The following is a 16,436-nucleotide window of genomic DNA, read 5'->3' on the forward strand; positions in this document are numbered from 1 at the left end:
GTCAGTGCACCCCGGGCTTCTTCAAGGCGTCGGCGATCTTTTCCAGCGTGTTGCGCATCGCCTTCTGCTCGTCGGACTGGGCCTCGACCCAGTCGCGCATGATCTGCTGTTCCGAGCGCATGTTCTTGACCAGCCCGGAAATGCCGTCGGCGAGATTGGCCATGGCGGTGGCGACGCGCGGGTTGGAGCCGCCGCCATTCTCCTGCATGCTGCGCAGCCGTTCGGACAGCACACGAATCTCATCCGAGGATTCGGTCTTGGCCGGGTCGGAAACGACGATGTCGGACGACAGGTCGGTGACCGATGACAGCCAGTTTTCCAGCTCGGTGTAGAAACGCGTCTGGGCGCGGCCGGCCTGCAGGTCGAGGAAGCCGAGCACCAGCGAGCCGGACAGGCCGAATAGCGAGGACGAGAAGGCGGTGCCCATGCCGGCCAGCGGCGCGGAAAGCCCCTGCTTGAGCGAATCGAGCACCGCGGCCGCGTCACCCGTGCCCGGGTCGAGCGATTCGATGGTCTCGCGGATCGAGCCGATGGTGTTCAAGAGGCCCCAGAAGGTGCCGAGCAGCCCGAGGAACACCAGCAGGCCGACCAGATAGCGCGAGGTGTCGCGGCTTTCATCCAGGCGCGTGGCGATGGAATCGAGCATGGTGCGCATCGAACTGGTCGAAAAAGCCATCGACGAGGAGCGGCTGAGCATCGCCTTCATCGGCGCCAGCAGCACCGGTTCGGTGGTTTCCGAGCCAGCGCGGAAGGAGTTGACCCAGCGCACTTCGCGAAACAGCCGCCCGACCTGGGCGAAGGCCAGCAGGATGCCCACCGCCAGCACGCCGACGATCAGGCCGTTGAGGCCGGGATTGCTGCCGAAGGCCGTCGAGATCTGGCGGGTCAGGATCGCGGCAATGAACGCCACGATGGCCAGGAAGATCACCATGGTCAGCAGGAAGACCTGCGGACTCGACAGCTTATGCGGGTCGTAGATCAGGACATCAGAACGTCTGCCCACGCCGAAGGATTTGAGAAAAGCCATCCGTGCCCCGTTTCCGATGCCGCCGCCGATCAGGTTGAACGCGACTCTAAACGGAATTGTGACCAAATTGAATGGCGCTTGGCAATATTGCCGGCCGCTCGATGCGACGCGCGTTCGATCGCACGCGGAAACCGAAACCGGTTTCCAGGGTCGTGCGCCGGGTCAGAGGCGGTTGATGACCAGACAATCGACCATGGCGGCCAGATGCAGGCCGGCGCCGGTGACGACGAAGCCGTGCCACAGCGCATTGTGGAAGCGCAGCCCCTTCCAGGCGAAGAAGATGACGCCGCAGGAATAGACGATGCCGCCAGCGACGATCAGCGCGATCGATGTCGTTGGCAGCGTCTGGACAAGCGGCTTTGCCAGGATGATGCCGCTCCAGCCGATGGCGAGATAGAAGACGATGGCCAGCCGGTCGAAACGGCCGGGAAAGAACACCTTGATGGTGATGCCCAGCGCCGCGGCGCTCCAGACGAGGACAATCATCCAGCCCGCCAGCGGCGAACCGCCGAGCTGGGCCAGGAAAGGCGTGTAGGTTCCGGCGATCAGCAGATAGATCGCGGCGTGATCGAAGCGCCGCAGGACCCATTTCTTCGGCGATGATACCGGCCACAGATTGTAGGTCAGCGACACCGACAGCACGGTGAGCAGCGAAACCACATAGAAGGCGGCGGCGATGTATTCGCCCGGCCCGACGCGAAAGGCGGCCAGCGCCAGCAATGCCGAACCGGCCGCTATCGCCAGCACGATGCCGACGGCATGGACGATACCGTCGGCGATCATCTCGGCGCGCGAATAGTGCCAGCGTCCGATGAACGGGATGTCGGGGTGGGGCTTGACGTCTTTCACACTGCCGGGTTCCTGCGCCGTACCCCAATCTGAGGTCGGCAGGCAGTATTTCAAGTCTTGTTGGCGGTTTTACGACTGCGGCGCTTCAGCGCGGCGGGCCTGTCAGCGCGGCGTGAACGGCTTCTTCACGACCTTGAGCAAAGCGCGCTGGATGACCTCGTTGCCGGCGACCACCGAGCCATTGTCGAGCATGTCCTGTCCGCCATCCATGTCCGAAACGAAACCGCCCGCCTCGCGGATCAGCAGAAGGCCGGCGGCGATGTCCCAGGCCGACAGGCCGGTTTCCCAGAAGCCATCCATGCGGCCGGCGGCGACATAGGCAAGATCGAGCGAGGCGGAGCCGAGGCGGCGGACGCCTGAGACCTCGGCCATGACGTTGCGCAATTCGACAAGGAAATTGCCGTGGTGGCCGCGTCCCAGATGCGGCATGCCGCAGCCGATGACCGTGTCGACCAGCTTGATGCGGCCGGCGACCCGCAGGCGGCGATCGTTCATGAAGGCGCCGCCGCCGCGTTCGGCGGTGTAGAGCTCGTCCATCGCCGGATTGTAGATGACGCCGGCAACGATCTGGCCTTGGCGTTCCAAGGCGATCGAAACGGCGAAGAGCGGAATGCCGTGCAGGAAATTGGTGGTGCCGTCGAGCGGGTCGACGATCCAGCGGTGCTGGCCGTCATCGCCTTCCACCGTGCCGCGTTCCTCCATCAGGAAGGAATAGCCCGGCCGCGCCTTCGACAGCTCGGCAAAGAGGATATCCTCGGCTTTGCGGTCGGCCTGGCTGACATAGTCGCCGGGGCCCTTCATCGACACCTGCAGGTTCTGCACCTCGCCGAAGTCGCGCGACAGCGAGCGGCCGGCCTTCATGGCGGCCTGAACCATGACGTTGAGAAGTGCGGAGCGTGCCATCGTGCCTCTTCCTGCTGCTGCGCTTTAAACTCTGTCTTGACGCATGTCGGCGACCCAAAACCGGGGCCGCTCTTGGGCGACACGCATCAGTCGGCGCGGCGCACGTAAGTGATTTCGTTGGTGTCGACGATGATGCGCTCGCCGGCGCCGATGAATGGCGGCACGAGCACGCGGATGCCGTTCTCCAACACCGCCGGCTTGTAGGATGAAGCCGCCGTCTGGCCCTTCACTACCGGGTCCGCCTCGGTGATGGTCAGCGTCACATAGTCAGGCAAGGAGATGCCGATCGGCCGGTCCTCGTAGAGCTGGACCGTCACCATCATACCGTCCTGCAGGAAGGCGGCGCGATCGCCGACGAAGTCCTTGTTCAGTTCGAGTTGCTCGTAGCTCTGGGTATCCATGAACACCAGCGCGTCTTCCTGCGCGTAGAGGAAGGAAAAATCCTTGAGGTCGAGCCTGATCTGCTCGACCGTTTCGGCCGAGCGAAAGCGCTCGTTGAGCTTGGTGCCGTTGATCAGGTTCTTCAGCTCGACCTGGTTGTAGGCGCCGCCCTTGCCAGGCTTAACGGTGTTGGTCCTGACCGCCACCCAGAGGCCGCCATCGTGTTCGATGACGAAGCCGGGACGGATTTCGTTGCCATTGATCTTGGCCATGATGCGGTGATCCGGGATGCTACCAACGGCCAAGCCGTTGGTATGGGATGTTCGCTGGGAAAGCGATTTCGGGCTCCCAAGACCACAAATCGCCAGAAGAGGCAAGGGAGCGGGCAGGTTGCGGCGAAGTAGCAGCGACGACATGCCCGGGTCGGGGTTCGCAGATGTGATGCCTTCGCCGGCTTGGTCAGGCGTTCCGATTGACAACAACGCCAACCGCCTCGGCGATGGCATCGGCGACCTTTGTCAGTCGGTGGATATGTGGCGACCGCATGACGACCACCTGCATGGACAGGTCGAGTTTTTCCGCGTCGACGAGCGTAACGCCCTCCGGCATATGCTGGCGGAGGAGGCGCATCGGCATCAGGCTAAGTCCGTGACCCCGGCGCACCCATTCCATCTGCATGGCCGGGTCCTGGATTTCAGCGGCGATGGACAGCCTCCTCCCGTCATCGCCGAAGACGGCGAGCAGCCGTTGGCGCGCGTCGCATGGCGCGAGGCTCAGGACCCATGCCGCGTTTGCCGGATCGGGCGCCTGGCCGAGCTGCAGGCCGGCCACAATGCCGAGACGTTCGGTGCCGATGACGTCTCCGCTGCGGTCACCGCCACTTGCCCGCAGCACGATGGCGATATCGAGCTGCCCGCGACCAAACTGATCGACGAGCTCGGCGCTCCAGCCGGTTTTGAGGCGCAGCGAAACCTTCGCAAACGGCGCGGCGGCGTTGGCGACGGCCGCTGCCACGTCCCGGTCGGAGAGGCCGTGGGCAAGGCCAAGGCGAAGCACACCTTCCGGCTCGGCACTGCCGGCGAAGGCTTTCAGCGCCTCGACCGAAGCGAGGATGTCGCGGCCGCGGGCCAGCACGTCCAGGCCTGCCTGGGTCAGTCGCGGCGGCTTCTGCCGCCGGTCGAGCAGTGTGGTGGCGAGCATGTCTTCCAGCCGCTGGATCTGCCTCGTCACTGCCGGCTGCGTCAAAGGCAGACGCCGGGCCACTTTCTGGATCGAGCCTTCCTCGGCGAACAGGACAAGCGTGCGCAGTTCCTCGAGCATTTATTTCAACCATGTTCTAGGGGCATAATCATTTTGATTATTATGAATTTGAAATCCGATGCCTGGCAAGCGATTTTCCTTTCAACGGAAAGGATAACGACATGAAAGCGATCGAATTGCAGAACCCGGGCGGCATCGACAATCTCAGGCAGGTCGAACGGCCAATGCCGGAGCCGGGCCGCCAGGAAATGATCATCAGGGTCAAGGCGACAGCGCTCAACTACCGCGACGTGGAAATCGTGCGCGGCAATTATCACACGACGTTCCCACTGCCGCTGGTGCCGCTCTCGGACGGGGTCGGCGAAGTCGTGGCCGTCGGCCCAGAGGTCAGCCGCTTCAAGATCGGCGACCGTGTTTGCGGCACGTTCTGGCAGCGTTGGGTCGGTGGCAGCTTTGCCATGGCCGAGCCGTCCTATCAGCGCGGCGGTCCCGTCGACGGGCTGCTCAGCGAGTTCGCCCGGCTGGACGAACAGGCTGCCGTGCTCGCCCCGGCGCATTTGAGCGACATCGAGGCGGCGACGCTGCCTTGCGCTGCCGTTACCGCCTGGCATGCGCTGTTCACCGAAGGCCATCTTAAGCCGGGCGAAACCGTGCTCAGCCTCGGCACAGGCGGCGTGTCGCTGTTTGCGGTACAGTTCGCCGCCGCTGCCGGCGCGCGCGTCATCGTCACGTCGAGCAGCGACGCGAAGCTCGCGCGGGCAAGGCAACTCGGCGCCCATGACGGCGTCAACTACAGAAACGACCCGGATTGGTCGTCAGCGGTGCTGGCGCTGACCGATGGCCGTGGCGTCGACTACATCATCGAAGTCGGTGGACCGCAAAGCTTCGCGCAGTCGCTCAAGGCCGCGGCGCGCGGGGCCCAGATCAACGTCATTGGCTATCTCGGCGGCAGCGAGGGGTCGGTCAATCCGCTCGATATCTTTCGTCGCCAGGTGAGGGCACGCGGCATACCGGTCGGCTCACGCGAATCCTTCGAGGCCATGAACAGGGCAATTGCCGTCAACCGGTTGCGGCCGGTGATCGACCGGGTCTTCCCATGGGGTCAGGCGGCAGCGGCCTTTCGCCATCTCGAGCATGGCTCGCCCTTCGGCAAGGTCGTCCTCGATCACACGCGGTGATTTTGCGCACGCCCGTCAAGGCAGGCGGTTCGCCTTCTGCAATGCCTGCTTGGTCTCGTCGTCGCTCAGCCCCTGCAGGAAATCGTCCATTTGCGGATCGATGAGACCGGCGCGGCGGGCGACGATGTACCAGGCGCCGGCAAGGACAAGGTCCGGATCGGTGCCGATGCCTTGCATATAGAGTTTGGCAAGGCGATTCTGGGCTGCGATATTGCCGCCCTCCGCCGCTTGCTTCATCCAGCCGAAGGCGGATTTCAGGTCGCGCGCACCACCGCGTCCCTCGATCATCCAGGCGGAGAGATCGATCTGCGCGGTGTCGTAGTTCTGTCGCGCGGCCTGCGCCAGCAGGCGCCTGGCCTGTGCATCGTCGCGCGGCTTGCCGCCGACGCCATTGGCATAGATCTGCGACATCGCATATTGCGCGTCGGCGAGGCCGGTCGCGGCGGCGCGCTCATAGTAGGAAACCGCCTTGGCGATGCCGGCGTCGCCGGGGTCCTGCTGGACCAGCATCTGCGCGAAATTGAACTGTGCCAGCCGGTTGCCGGCTTCGGCGGCGGCCTGCATCAGCGCATAGGCGCCCTTCTCGTCCTTCTTGACGTAGCGGCCGTCGAGCAGCATCAGCGCATACTGGAACTGCGCTTCCGGCACGCCCTGTTCGGCGGCAAGCGCATACCATTTGGCCGCTTCCGCGCTATTCAGCGGCACACCCAGCCCGCGCGACAGGATCTCGGCCACCAGCGTCTGCGCCGCCGGGTCGCCGTTTTGGGCGCGGATCAGCGCGAGGTTGTAGGCCGTCTTGTAAAGCCCGCGCTGGAAGGCGCCGTAGGCGGCGTCGGCCGGCTTGGCCCCGAAGCGGTCAGGATTGATGGCGTCGGCCGACGGCAGCGGAGCCGGCTCGGTCGTGGTGGCGGGCTGCGGCAGCGGCCTGTCGATCGGTTTGTCGGTGTGCACACCGACTTCCGGCTTGGGCTGCGGCAAGGGAATCGTTTCGGCGGCGGCGGCCTGGATCATGACCGCCGCAAGCAGGGCCTGAAAGGGAAGCCTCGCCAGAGCCACGTCAATCCTCGAAACGCGGCGCGGTTTCGTCGAGCAGCGCATTGGCTTGAGCGACCGCTGTTTTCGGGTCGACGCCGTCGGCGAACACCGCGCTCGACAGCGCGACGAACTCGGCGCCGGTGGCGGCCACGGTTTCGACAGAAGCAAGATCGGATCCTGCCATGACGATGCAAGGGATCTGGATCATCTGCGCCCACCATTCACCCAGCGACAGGTTGCGCGGATGCGGGTCCGGCTTGTTGTCGTAGCCGAAGCGGCCGAAGAAGATGTAGTCAGGCCGTGTCTCGCCGAGTTCCAGTGCGTCGTCGCGCTTCTTGGCGCCGCCGGCACCGACCATCATCTTTTCCTGGAAATGCTCGATCGTCTCGGCGAGCTCGGCCTTGGAAACCTCGACATGGATGCCATCGGCCTGGACACGCCCCGCGATGCGGGTGTCACCGGCGATGATGACGGCCACGCCCGCGGCCTGCGCGGCCGGCACGACCTGTTCGGCAAAGGCCTGGAAGGAAGCTTCGTCCATGCCGTTCTCGGGCAGGATCAACGAAGCGACGTCGCCACCGTCGAATGCGGCCGCGATACGGGCCGCCGGCACACCGGGCGGCGCGATCAGCACGATGCGGCAGCGATTGGGGGGCGTGGCGTCATTCATGGTTCTTCGATCCCGGGTTTCGCCTATGCCGGGCGAAGATGGTTGGATTGCGGCATAGAGCAAAGTGCCGGGATTGAACAGGCGCTAGCTGTCAGGCGACGACCGGCGATCGGAGCGAAGGGCGTTGCTGGCTTTCGTTACGATGTCGAAGACTTTCGACGGATCCTCGATGCCCAGAAATTGCGGAACCGGGTCAAGAGCCGGAGCCCAGCCGCCAAAACCTTGATAGCGAGACTGGGACCAACCACCCATCCCGGGGTTTCCGAAGAGGGATGACGCTGCCCCGAAACGCAGATTGCCACGCTTTGCTCCCTCGCCGCTCAGTTGGATATCGGGGAGACGCTCCAGATCGATCGATGTGAAACTGGAGAAAGGGGCGGTGCGCATGATGAGAATGCGCTTGTCCGTGACCGCATAAGAGATACGTCGTCTCAACCATGCGTCGAGCGCAAACCTGCCAAAGACAAAGAACAGCCCGATGCAGATGAACATCCCGCCCCACGCATCGAAGAAAAGCGGCGCACCTTGCCTTGTCGCCATATAAGTCCAGAAAATTGCAAACCCGCACCAAAGCAGACTGAACGGGATGAGAAACATGTCGCGACCGGTGAACAATACGCCCTGCGCGGGAAGACCGCTCCACAAGATGCGTTCGCGAGGCAACAGCCGTTTCTGAAAGGTCCCGACGTCCACGCCACACCCATCGCATGCGCCTGGACTTTCATTGCATGAGTCCTGCTTGCCTTGCAAATCGGCAGCGCTCTATCTGCTGGCTTGAGGATTTTGCACCGGCGTTTTTGACGTCCACAGCGTCCAGCCGAGATTCATGCCGGCGGCGGCGATCAGGATGGCGGCGGCGCCGGCGATCTGGCTCAGATGCAGCCGATGGCCGAAGGCGGTGACATCGACCAGGATGGCGACGACGGGATAGATGAAGGACAGCGAGCCCTGCAGATGCGTCGGCAGCTTCTGGATGGCGCCATACATCAGGATGTACATCAGCCCGGTGTGCACAACGCCGAGCGTCGCCAGCACGGCCCAGCTCCAAGGGTCGGCGGGAAGATGCGAAAGATTGGCGAAGGTCGCCAGCATGACGACGCCGACACAGACCTGGATGAGCGCGATCAGGTGCGGCGGCGTGCCCTTGAGCTTCTTGGTGACGATGGCGGCGACGGCCCAGAAGAAGGCCGCGCCCAGCGCCATGACGATGCCGGCGAAATAGTTCGAGCCGACATCGCCGGCGTCAGGAGCGGCCTGCACGATCAGCACCATGCCGGCGAAGGCGATGGCCAGCCAGGTCAGCTTCGTCAGGGTCAACCGCTCGGCGAAGAAAAGCGCGCCAAAGCCGACCAGCATGAAGGGCTGCGTGTTGTAGACAGCGGTGGCGATCGAAATCGACGCTCGCGAAAACGCGCTGAAAAGCAGGAGCCAGTTGACGACGATGGCGACGCCGCCGAGCGCGGCAAGGCCGATGACGCGCAGCGATAGCCGGTCGCGCAGCAAGCCGAGGCCGGCGCAGATGATGAGCAGCGTCAGCGCGCCGAAAGCGCAACGCCAGAACACCACATCCATGATCGGCTGGCCGGACAGGACGACGAACCATCCGATCGTTCCCAGGATCGCCATAGCGGCCGACATTTCGACCGTGCCGCGCACCGTGTCGTTCACAACAAACCTCCGAACCCGTTGAGCCGGCATGATCTCATGCGGTGCCGAGGCTTTCTATCTGATTGGAGAGGTGGTATGGCTGTATGACCTAATTATATTAGGCCATGGCTGCGGAATTATGAGAAATGTAAAATGCTGGACGATCTCGACCGACATCTGCTCGAAATCCTGGTCAAGGATGCGCGAACCTCGTTAAAGGAACTGGCTGCCCAAGTCGGGCTGTCGTCGCCAAGCGTTTCGGAACGGCTTCGCCGGCTCGAGGAGCGCGGCGTCATCCGGGCATTCACCGTCGAGATCGATCCGCTGGCGCTTGGCTATACCTTGCAGGCGATCGTGCGCATCCGGCCCCTGCCGGGCAAGCTGCATATCGTCCAGAAGCTGATCGAGGAGATCCCGGAGTTCGGCGAATGCGACAAGGTGACGGGCGATGACTGCTTTGTCGCGCGGCTGTTCGTGCGCTCGATCGGTGACCTCGACGGGATCCTTGACCGCATCGCCGACAAGGCCGAGACAAGCACCGCGATCATCAAGGCGCAGCCGATCCGGCGGCGGCCGCCACCGCTCGATGCAGCTTCACCGCGTGACCGGGCAGGGGTTCTGCCGGCATCCTGAGCCGGCAGAACGCTGTCCCCGGCTGCCGAGCGAGCCTTCGCAGCCACGATGCCGCGGCCACGTTCATATTTGCTGTCGCTCCGCTCAAGATTCTGGGTTATTCAAGCGTCGACGCGCCTTCCCTCCAGCCCAGCCCCTCCCCATGTCAGGCCTGTTTCTCGATCCGTGGTTCTACGCGGCCGCCATACCGGCGGTCATTCTGGTCGGCCTGTCCAAGGGTGGTTTTGGCGGCGCTGTGGGTTTTGTCGGCGTGCCGCTGATGGCGCTGACCATGCCGCCGGTGCAGGCGGCGGCCATCCTGCTGCCGATCCTGTGCCTGATGGACATCGTGTCGGTATGGGCATGGTGGGGCGTCTACGATCGCAAGATGCTGGTCGACATGATGCCGGGCGCCGTCATCGGCATCGGCCTCGGCTGGCTGACGGCCGCGCTCGTCACCGAAGAGGCGGTGCGGCTGATCGTCGGCGCCGTCGCCATCATCTTCGTCCTGCGCTGGCTCTATCTGCAGTTTCGTCATGGCGCCGACCATGCGGTCGCACCCAACCGCGCGGCCGCCGCCGTCTGGGGTATCGTGGCCGGCTTCACCAGCTTCGTCGCCCATGTCGGCGGCCCGCCCTTCCAGGTCTACGCCTTGCCGATCCGGCTCGACCCCAAGGTGTTGTCGGGCACCGCCGCGATCTTCTTTGCCGCCACCAATGCGCTGAAGCTGGTGCCCTATTTCGCGCTCGGCCAGTTCGACACCGCCAATCTGACGGCGTCGGCGGTGCTGATGCCGCTGGCGCCGCTGTCGACCATCGCCGGGGCGTGGCTGGTGCGGCGGATGCGGCCGGAAACCTTTTACCCTTTCACCTACGCGACCGTGGCGGTCGTGGCGGTGAAGCTGTTGTGGGACGGCATCGCCGGCCTGATGTAACCTGATGCAAGAAGGTGAGGCGGCTGCACAGCCGCCCCTACCATCACGGCGCCGTCAGGCGGCGCTCGGCACGAGGCGACGGTTGCCGCCGAAGGCCAGCATGGCGCCCACCACGACGACCAGCACCATGCCGGCGAGGATGCCGATGTCATGCGCGGTCGGCTTGAGCACCATGTCGGCGATGATCACCAGCATCACAGCATAGTCGAAGCGCGCTGCGCTCATCATGCGCTGGCCGATGGCAAGGACCGCGGGCGTGATGCCTTCCTTGGCGATCATCGCGCCCATGCGTTCGCCGGTCGGCTTGAAGATCAACATGCCGATCGAAAAGGTTGTCGCGTAGCCGGCGAGACCGATGACGATCCACAGATCGGAGAAGCCGACCCAGAAGCCGCACATGATCAGGCCGAAGATCAGGGTCAGCATCGACATCGGCGCGAAGAACCTGCCGCCCAGCTGCCCACTGGCGCGCATCGCCTGCAACTTGTCCTCGATGTTGCCCGCGCGCTCGGCAAGCACGCCGAGCAGGAACAGCACGAAACCGCCCCCGACCCACAGAATGGCCGAGACGACGTGGAGGAATTTGACGATGGAATACCAATCCATGGGTTGCTCCTGGGGTGTTCTGGTGGGTTGCGGCGGGGGCACGATTTGCACCTGCCGTCAGAGGAGCGGGCGTTTAGCGCCGCCGCTGTTTCGGAACGATGTCGCGAAAAAGCCGGCTCTGTTTCAGCCTCCTGCCCGGCGAACGAAGCCGCCGAGATAGCGAGCACGCAACCTGGTTTTCTGCTAGCACATCAAGTGTCGGGAGGGGTTGGCGCGACATCGTCCGGAAACATTGCCGATGCTAGTGCGCCGATGCCGGGAGCCCGGTGGCGAAAACAATCGCCTGACGATCAACCCATTCCCGCAGACGGGAAAAGGCAATTCGGGGGAACATTATGCAAGGGGTAGCACGAAATTTCTTCACGCTGGCCGTCATCTATGCGCTGTGCGGAATGGCGCTCGGCCTGCACATGGCGATCAGCCATGATCATGGCCAGATGCCGACCCACGCTCACACGATGGTCGCCGGATGGCTGATGTCGGCGGTGTTCGCCTTCTTCTACCATCTGTTTCCAGCGGTCGGGCAAAAGACGGTCGCCGTCGTCCATTTCTGGCTGACCGCAATCAGCGGCATCGGCCTGCTGATCGGCCTGTATTTCCTGCTTGCCGGCAATGCCGCGATCGAACCGCTGGTGGCGGCCTCTTCGATGGGCTTCTACGCTGCCATGCTGCTGTTTGCCTTCATCGCCTTGCCGGCGGTCTGGAAGACGGCCTGAACCGAGAGCCTGTTTGAAACTCTACTCTGGCGGCCATCTGATGGTGTTTTCTGTGTTTCCGGGGGCTTACGGACTTAAATGTCCGCTGCGCTCCGGCTCTCGAAACCCCCATCCTATGACTCGCCAGAGCGACTTTCGAAACAGGCTCCGAACCTGAAGCGGGGTCCGTTTCTGTGCTGTTACGGCACAGAACGGCGGGGTTCGGTCAAAAAACAATCGCGCGGTTAAGGCTCCATTAAGCTTTACAGGTGTTTACTATGTTCATCCAGTGATCTGGATTCTTACCGAGTGGTTGGAGCCACTTTGTTTGACGCCTCCCTGTTAAACTCCTGAGAGCCGCCTTATCCGCGGCTCTTTTTTTGTCCGCGTCCCAGGGGCGTCCGACATCGGATCGCCGTTAACCTTCTGTTAAACATGTGCTTGCCTTCACCGGTGACGAAGCGCATTTTCAAGCTTCACTCATCAGGGTGCCGGGGGTATCGGCAATAAGCCGAATGGCCGGTTGCAAGTGCAGGGGCGTAGCAATGAACGAGCCTTCGAAGGGCAGTGCGAAAACCGTCAAGCTGGCGGAGCGCCGGGTTTTCTCGCAATCCTTCAAGCCGCTCTACCAAGAAGGCATGGGCCTGGTCGAGCAAGCGGCCGAGTATCTCGACGGCAAGGGCCGGGCCGAAGCGAAGAAACTTTCCAGACTGGCGGCCACGCTCTATGCAGCCGAATCGATGCGGCTGACCACCAGGCTGATGCAGGTTGCGTCCTGGCTGCTTCTGCAGCGCGCGGCGAATTCCGGCGAGATGACCCGCGATCAGGTTGCTTCCGAAAAGTCCAAGGTTCGTCTCGACACCGCTTCAGCCAATGACGAAGCCGCCGGCTGGGCCGAACTGCCCAAGGATTTCCTCGACCTCGTCAACCGCTCGCTTCGCCTGCAGGCACTGGTGCGTCGCATGGATGAAGAGATCTATGGCGATGGCGCCGTGGTCGACATGCAACCGATGGGCCGCCGCCCCAACCCGGTTTCCGACCAGATCAGCCTGTTGAACACGGCTTTCGCCCGCGGCTGATAGCCGGCATCACGACTCTCTCTGACGGACGCCTGACGCGGTTTTCCGCGCATCCGGTGCTTGGCGGACTTCAGTACGCTTCGCGCCGGTTCTCGAAACCACCCCATCTGCCTCGCCAGAGCGCGTTCTCAAACAGCCTGTGCGGCTGTTGCGAGCGTTGTTGTTTCTGGTTTGTTCACATTTCACTGGCATCGCTGTCCGCCGGAGGTAAAGTTGGCGGATGGGGGAAGCGATTCGCATCATCGGTATTGATCCGGGGCTCAGGCGCACCGGCTGGGGCATCGTCGAGAGCCTCGGCAATTCATTGCGCTTCGTCGCCTCGGGCACCGTGCGCTCCGACGACAAGGCGGCGCTGGCGACACGGCTGTGTCAGCTGCATGACGGGCTCGCCGAAATCCTGCACAGCGCGATGCCACACGAAGCGGCGGTCGAACAGACCTTCGTCAACAAGGACGCGGTGGCGACGCTGAAGCTCGGCCAGGCGCGCGGCATAGCCATGCTGGTACCGGCGCGTGCCGGCCTTGTTGTTGCCGAATATGCTCCCAACGCCGTCAAGAAGGCGGTGATTGGCGTTGGCCATGGCGACAAGAAGCAGATCCACATGATGGTGAAAGTGCTGTTGCCGAAGGCCACTTTCGATACCGAACATGCCGCAGACGCGCTGGCCATCGCCATCTGCCATGCGCATCACCGGCAGAGCGTGGCCTACCGGATGGCAATGCTGGCGTGAGGGGTCATCAGGCATGATCGGCAAGCTCAAGGGCACGCTGGACGAGATCGACGAGGACCACTGCCTCGTCGATATCCATGGCGTAGGCTACGTCGCCTATTGCTCGGCGCGCACGCTGGCGGCGCTGCCGGCGCCCGGTGAAGCGGTGGTGCTGTTCATCGAGACCTATGTGCGCGAGGACATGCTGCGCCTCTACGGCTTCCAGTCGCAGCTGGAGCGCGAGTGGTTCCGGTTGCTGATGAGCAATGTGCAAGGTGTCGGCGCCAAGGTGGCGCTGGCCATCCTGTCGACGCTGGCGCCGGCCGATCTCGCCAATGCCATTGCACTGCGTGATATCGCCATGGTTTCGCGTGCGCCCGGCGTCGGCAAGAAGGTGGCCGAGCGCATCGTCACCGAGTTGAAGAACAAGGCGCCTGCCTATGCTGGCTCTGCCTCGGGCACCATCGGCCTGAAGCAGGAGCTCGGCGAAGGCGTCGCGTCGGCGCCGATCACCGATGCCGTGTCGGCCCTGGTCAATCTCGGCTATTCGCGCGACACCGCGGCCAATGCGGTGGCGGCGGCACTGAAGACCGCGGGCGAGGATGCCGATGCGCCGAAGCTGATCCGCTTCGGGCTGAAGGAACTGGCGCGGTGAGAGCTGGCTTGTCCGGTTCCCTGCCATGTGCAAGGAAGGCAGCATGAGCCTGTCGCCCCGCCTGATTGCGCCCGAAAAACGCGGCGAGGATGCCGAGCAAACCTTGCGGCCGCAGACGCTCGACGATTTTGTCGGCCAAGCGGCGGTGCGGGCCAATCTCAAAGTGTTCATCGAGGCCGCCAAGGGCCGAAACGAGGCGCTCGACCATGTGCTGTTCGTCGGGCCACCCGGTCTCGGCAAGACGACGCTGGCGCAGATCATGGCGCGCGAGCTCGGCGTCAATTTCCGCTCGACCTCCGGCCCGGTCATTGCCAAGGCAGGCGATCTCGCCGCACTGCTCACCAATCTCGAAGAAGGCGATGTGCTGTTCATCGACGAGATCCATCGGCTGAGCCCGGCGGTGGAGGAAATCCTCTATCCGGCGATGGAGGATTTCCAGCTCGACCTGATCATCGGCGAGGGACCGGCGGCGCGTTCGGTCAAGATCGACCTGGCCCGCTTCACCCTGGTCGCTGCCACCACGCGTCTCGGGCTGCTGACCAATCCGCTGCGCGACCGTTTCGGCATTCCGGTGCGGCTCAACTTCTATTCGGTCGAGGAACTGGAGCAGATCGTGCGGCGCGGCGCCCGCATCCTGCAAATGCCGCTCGGCGACGACGGCGCGCTGGAGATCGCGCGGCGCGCGCGCGGCACGCCACGCATTGCCGGCCGGCTGCTGCGCCGCGTGCGGGATTTCGCGTCCGTCGCCGGCGATGGCCATGTCAACCGCCAGATCGCCGACGAAGCCTTGACCCGGCTGGAGGTCGATGCGCTCGGCCTCGACGCACTCGACCGTCGCTACCTTTCGATGATCGCCCGCAATTTCGGCGGCGGGCCGGTCGGCATCGAGACGATCGCCGCCGGCCTGTCCGAGCCGCGCGACGCCATCGAGGACATCATCGAGCCCTATCTGATCCAGCAGGGTTTCATCCAGCGCACGCCGCGCGGCCGCATGCTGACCGCCAATGCCTGGCGGCATCTCGGCCTCGACGCGCCGAAGGATCTGGCGCAGCAGCAGATCAACCTGTTCCAGGAAGAATAGTGCCCGGGCGATCGGGCACAGGTTCACTCTTCGCTTTGTGCATGCTCGAAACCGAGGTCCCTTTTGAGCGGCCCGCTTCAGGGCGGCGATCAAGCATCCGTGACCGTCCTGCGCAAAATCTCCTCAGCCTCGTCGACTTGCCGGCGCAATCATGGATTTTATCGGAGGCTTGCGGCACGCCGCCGAGATCCTTAGTGCCGGAGCCATGCAATGATAACCAGACGCGGGTTCCTGCGCTTCCTCGGCGGGTCCTTCCTGACCGCCGCCGCGTTCGGCGCCTATGCGGTCGGCATCGAGCCGATGCTGTTGACGCATGTGAAGCGCTATGCGTTGACGCCACCGCATTGGCCGGCAGGGTCGAAGCTGCGGATCGTTGCGCTTGCCGACATCCATGCCTGCCGGCCATGGATGACGCCGGAGCGGATCGCTTCGCTTGTTGACGATACGAACGCGTTGCAGCCCGACCTGATCGTGCTGCTTGGCGATTACATTGCCGGCATGCGCCTGGTGACGGGTCGGGTGACGCCGTCGCAATGGGCGGCCGCGCTGTCGGGCCTCAAGGCGCCGCTCGGCGTGCTGTCGATCCTTGGCAACCACGACTGGTGGAACGATGGCTTCGCGCAGCGGGCGGGAGCCGGCCCGACCATAGCGCGCAAGGCATTGGAGAAAGTCGGCATCCCGGTTCTGGAAAACGATGTCGTGCGGCTGGAGAAGGACGGACATGGTTTCTGGATCGCCGGCCTTGCCGACCAGTTGGCCCTGCGGCCGACCAAGGACCGCACCGGCTTCAGGGGGCTCGACGATCTCGACGGCACGCTGGCCAAGGTCAGCGATACCTCGCCTGTCATCCTGCTTGCCCACGAGCCTGATATTTTTCCCAAGGTGCCGTGGCGGGTTTCGTTGACCCTGTCGGGTCATACCCATGGCGGGCAGGTGCGGCTGTTCGGCTATTCGCCCGTGGTGCCGTCGCGTTTCGGCAATCGCTATGCTTACGGCCATGTCGTCGAGAATGACCGCAACCTGATCGTCTCGGGCGGGCTTGGCTTCAGCATATTGCCGGTGCGTTTCGGCGCTCGCCCTGAAATCCTGTCGATCGACCTTGGTTCAGCCTGAAG

19 protein-coding genes are annotated in these 16,436 nt (G+C 63.7%); 9 read left to right on the plus strand and 10 right to left on the minus strand.

Features of this window, described 5'->3' with window-relative positions:
* Position 1 precedes the first annotated feature (1 nt).
* From AC56QP_RS20900 to AC56QP_RS20920, 5 genes are all read right to left on the minus strand, one after another.
* Positions 2-1,027 carry a MotA/TolQ/ExbB proton channel family protein gene (locus tag AC56QP_RS20900; protein WP_489863550.1) on the minus strand — a complete coding sequence of 342 codons (1,026 nt, stop codon included), beginning with the start codon at positions 1,025-1,027 and terminating at the stop codon, positions 2-4.
* A 162-nt stretch (positions 1,028-1,189) separates the two neighbouring features.
* Positions 1,190-1,876 (minus strand): PAQR family membrane homeostasis protein TrhA, encoded by a 687-nt coding sequence (gene trhA, locus AC56QP_RS20905; RefSeq protein ID WP_489858254.1) that lies wholly within the window; start codon positions 1,874-1,876, stop codon positions 1,190-1,192.
* A gap of 102 nt (positions 1,877-1,978) precedes the next feature.
* A complete protein-coding gene (locus AC56QP_RS20910) occupies positions 1,979-2,779 on the minus strand; it encodes an inositol monophosphatase family protein (protein ID WP_489858253.1) in 801 nt (266 codons plus the stop codon).
* 86 nt (positions 2,780-2,865) lie between these two features.
* The gene (gene efp, locus AC56QP_RS20915) at positions 2,866-3,432 is read right to left on the minus strand and encodes an elongation factor P (protein ID WP_091578946.1); all 567 of its coding nucleotides are present in this window, start codon (positions 3,430-3,432) and stop codon (positions 2,866-2,868) included.
* Between the two features lie 187 nt (positions 3,433-3,619).
* Positions 3,620-4,480, minus strand: coding sequence for a LysR family transcriptional regulator (locus tag AC56QP_RS20920; protein ID WP_489858252.1), 861 nt, complete (start codon positions 4,478-4,480; stop codon positions 3,620-3,622).
* 101 nt (positions 4,481-4,581) lie between these two features.
* On the opposite strand from AC56QP_RS20920, the gene AC56QP_RS20925 reads away from it, so the two are divergent.
* Entirely contained in the window at positions 4,582-5,598 is a 1,017-nt protein-coding gene (locus AC56QP_RS20925; protein ID WP_489858251.1) for a zinc-dependent alcohol dehydrogenase family protein, read from the plus strand.
* A gap of 15 nt (positions 5,599-5,613) precedes the next feature.
* Here AC56QP_RS20925 and AC56QP_RS20930 read toward each other — a convergent pair whose 3' ends face one another.
* The 4 genes from AC56QP_RS20930 to AC56QP_RS20945 form a co-directional block, all read right to left on the minus strand.
* Positions 5,614-6,696 (minus strand): tetratricopeptide repeat protein, encoded by a 1,083-nt coding sequence (locus AC56QP_RS20930; protein ID WP_489858250.1) that lies wholly within the window; start codon positions 6,694-6,696, stop codon positions 5,614-5,616.
* A complete protein-coding gene (locus AC56QP_RS20935) occupies positions 6,656-7,303 on the minus strand; it encodes a thiamine phosphate synthase (RefSeq protein WP_091578798.1) in 648 nt (215 codons plus the stop codon). Before AC56QP_RS20935 ends, AC56QP_RS20930 begins: the two co-directional genes overlap by 41 nt.
* Positions 7,304-7,387: 84 nt before the next feature.
* The gene (locus AC56QP_RS20940; protein WP_489858249.1) at positions 7,388-7,996 is read right to left on the minus strand and encodes a PH domain-containing protein; all 609 of its coding nucleotides are present in this window, start codon (positions 7,994-7,996) and stop codon (positions 7,388-7,390) included.
* Positions 7,997-8,065: 69 nt separating this feature from the next.
* Entirely contained in the window at positions 8,066-8,971 is a 906-nt protein-coding gene (locus AC56QP_RS20945) for a DMT family transporter (protein WP_489858248.1), read from the minus strand.
* A 132-nt stretch (positions 8,972-9,103) separates the two neighbouring features.
* Here AC56QP_RS20945 and AC56QP_RS20950 point away from each other — a divergent pair, with 132 nt between their 5' ends.
* The gene (locus tag AC56QP_RS20950; RefSeq protein WP_489858247.1) at positions 9,104-9,583 is read left to right on the plus strand and encodes an Lrp/AsnC family transcriptional regulator; all 480 of its coding nucleotides are present in this window, start codon (positions 9,104-9,106) and stop codon (positions 9,581-9,583) included.
* A gap of 142 nt (positions 9,584-9,725) precedes the next feature.
* The gene (locus AC56QP_RS20955; protein WP_489858246.1) at positions 9,726-10,496 is read left to right on the plus strand and encodes a sulfite exporter TauE/SafE family protein; all 771 of its coding nucleotides are present in this window, start codon (positions 9,726-9,728) and stop codon (positions 10,494-10,496) included.
* Between the two features lie 54 nt (positions 10,497-10,550).
* Here the strand turns inward: AC56QP_RS20955 and AC56QP_RS20960 are convergent, their stop codons facing one another.
* Positions 10,551-11,102, minus strand: a complete 552-nt coding sequence (locus AC56QP_RS20960; protein WP_489858245.1) for a DUF2269 family protein — start codon at positions 11,100-11,102, stop codon at positions 10,551-10,553.
* 335 nt (positions 11,103-11,437) lie between these two features.
* Here AC56QP_RS20960 and AC56QP_RS20965 point away from each other — a divergent pair, with 335 nt between their 5' ends.
* The 6 genes from AC56QP_RS20965 (at position 11,438) to AC56QP_RS20990 (ending at position 16,434) form a co-directional block, all read left to right on the plus strand.
* Positions 11,438-11,818, plus strand: a complete 381-nt coding sequence (locus AC56QP_RS20965) for a hypothetical protein (protein ID WP_489858244.1) — start codon at positions 11,438-11,440, stop codon at positions 11,816-11,818.
* A gap of 524 nt (positions 11,819-12,342) precedes the next feature.
* Positions 12,343-12,876, plus strand: a complete 534-nt coding sequence (gene rcdA, locus AC56QP_RS20970; protein WP_489858243.1) for a protease adaptor protein RcdA — start codon at positions 12,343-12,345, stop codon at positions 12,874-12,876.
* A 220-nt stretch (positions 12,877-13,096) separates the two neighbouring features.
* Positions 13,097-13,606: a crossover junction endodeoxyribonuclease RuvC gene (gene ruvC, locus AC56QP_RS20975; protein ID WP_256752740.1), complete on the plus strand. Its 510-nt coding sequence runs from the start codon at positions 13,097-13,099 to the stop codon at positions 13,604-13,606.
* Between the two features lie 13 nt (positions 13,607-13,619).
* Entirely contained in the window at positions 13,620-14,240 is a 621-nt protein-coding gene (ruvA, locus tag AC56QP_RS20980; RefSeq protein WP_091578785.1) for a Holliday junction branch migration protein RuvA, read from the plus strand.
* A gap of 43 nt (positions 14,241-14,283) precedes the next feature.
* Entirely contained in the window at positions 14,284-15,321 is a 1,038-nt protein-coding gene (ruvB, locus tag AC56QP_RS20985) for a Holliday junction branch migration DNA helicase RuvB (RefSeq protein ID WP_256752738.1), read from the plus strand.
* 210 nt (positions 15,322-15,531) lie between these two features.
* On the plus strand, positions 15,532-16,434 hold the full coding sequence (locus AC56QP_RS20990; RefSeq protein ID WP_489858242.1) for a metallophosphoesterase: 903 nt from the start codon (positions 15,532-15,534) through the stop codon (positions 16,432-16,434).
* Positions 16,435-16,436: the final 2 nt, after the last annotated feature.

The organism is Mesorhizobium sp. RCAM 05104 (genome assembly GCF_059683645.1).

Coding starts and splice junctions, on each gene's coding strand:
- AC56QP_RS20925 (WP_489858251.1), top strand. CDS start 4,582: ATGAAAGCGATCGAATTGCAGAACCCGGGCGGCATCGACAATCTCAGG.
- AC56QP_RS20900 (WP_489863550.1), bottom strand. CDS start 1,027: ATGGCTTTTCTCAAATCCTTCGGCGTGGGCAGACGTTCTGATGTCCTG.
- AC56QP_RS20935 (WP_091578798.1), bottom strand. CDS start 7,303: ATGAATGACGCCACGCCCCCCAATCGCTGCCGCATCGTGCTGATCGCG.
- ruvC (WP_256752740.1), top strand. CDS start 13,097: ATGGGGGAAGCGATTCGCATCATCGGTATTGATCCGGGGCTCAGGCGC.
- rcdA (WP_489858243.1), top strand. CDS start 12,343: ATGAACGAGCCTTCGAAGGGCAGTGCGAAAACCGTCAAGCTGGCGGAG.
- AC56QP_RS20920 (WP_489858252.1), bottom strand. CDS start 4,480: ATGCTCGAGGAACTGCGCACGCTTGTCCTGTTCGCCGAGGAAGGCTCG.
- AC56QP_RS20990 (WP_489858242.1), top strand. CDS start 15,532: ATGATAACCAGACGCGGGTTCCTGCGCTTCCTCGGCGGGTCCTTCCTG.
- AC56QP_RS20930 (WP_489858250.1), bottom strand. CDS start 6,696: ATGCGCTGCTCGACGAAACCGCGCCGCGTTTCGAGGATTGACGTGGCT.
- AC56QP_RS20955 (WP_489858246.1), top strand. CDS start 9,726: ATGTCAGGCCTGTTTCTCGATCCGTGGTTCTACGCGGCCGCCATACCG.
- AC56QP_RS20910 (WP_489858253.1), bottom strand. CDS start 2,779: ATGGCACGCTCCGCACTTCTCAACGTCATGGTTCAGGCCGCCATGAAG.
- AC56QP_RS20950 (WP_489858247.1), top strand. CDS start 9,104: ATGCTGGACGATCTCGACCGACATCTGCTCGAAATCCTGGTCAAGGAT.
- ruvB (WP_256752738.1), top strand. CDS start 14,284: ATGAGCCTGTCGCCCCGCCTGATTGCGCCCGAAAAACGCGGCGAGGAT.
- efp (WP_091578946.1), bottom strand. CDS start 3,432: ATGGCCAAGATCAATGGCAACGAAATCCGTCCCGGCTTCGTCATCGAA.
- ruvA (WP_091578785.1), top strand. CDS start 13,620: ATGATCGGCAAGCTCAAGGGCACGCTGGACGAGATCGACGAGGACCAC.
- AC56QP_RS20960 (WP_489858245.1), bottom strand. CDS start 11,102: ATGGATTGGTATTCCATCGTCAAATTCCTCCACGTCGTCTCGGCCATT.
- AC56QP_RS20965 (WP_489858244.1), top strand. CDS start 11,438: ATGCAAGGGGTAGCACGAAATTTCTTCACGCTGGCCGTCATCTATGCG.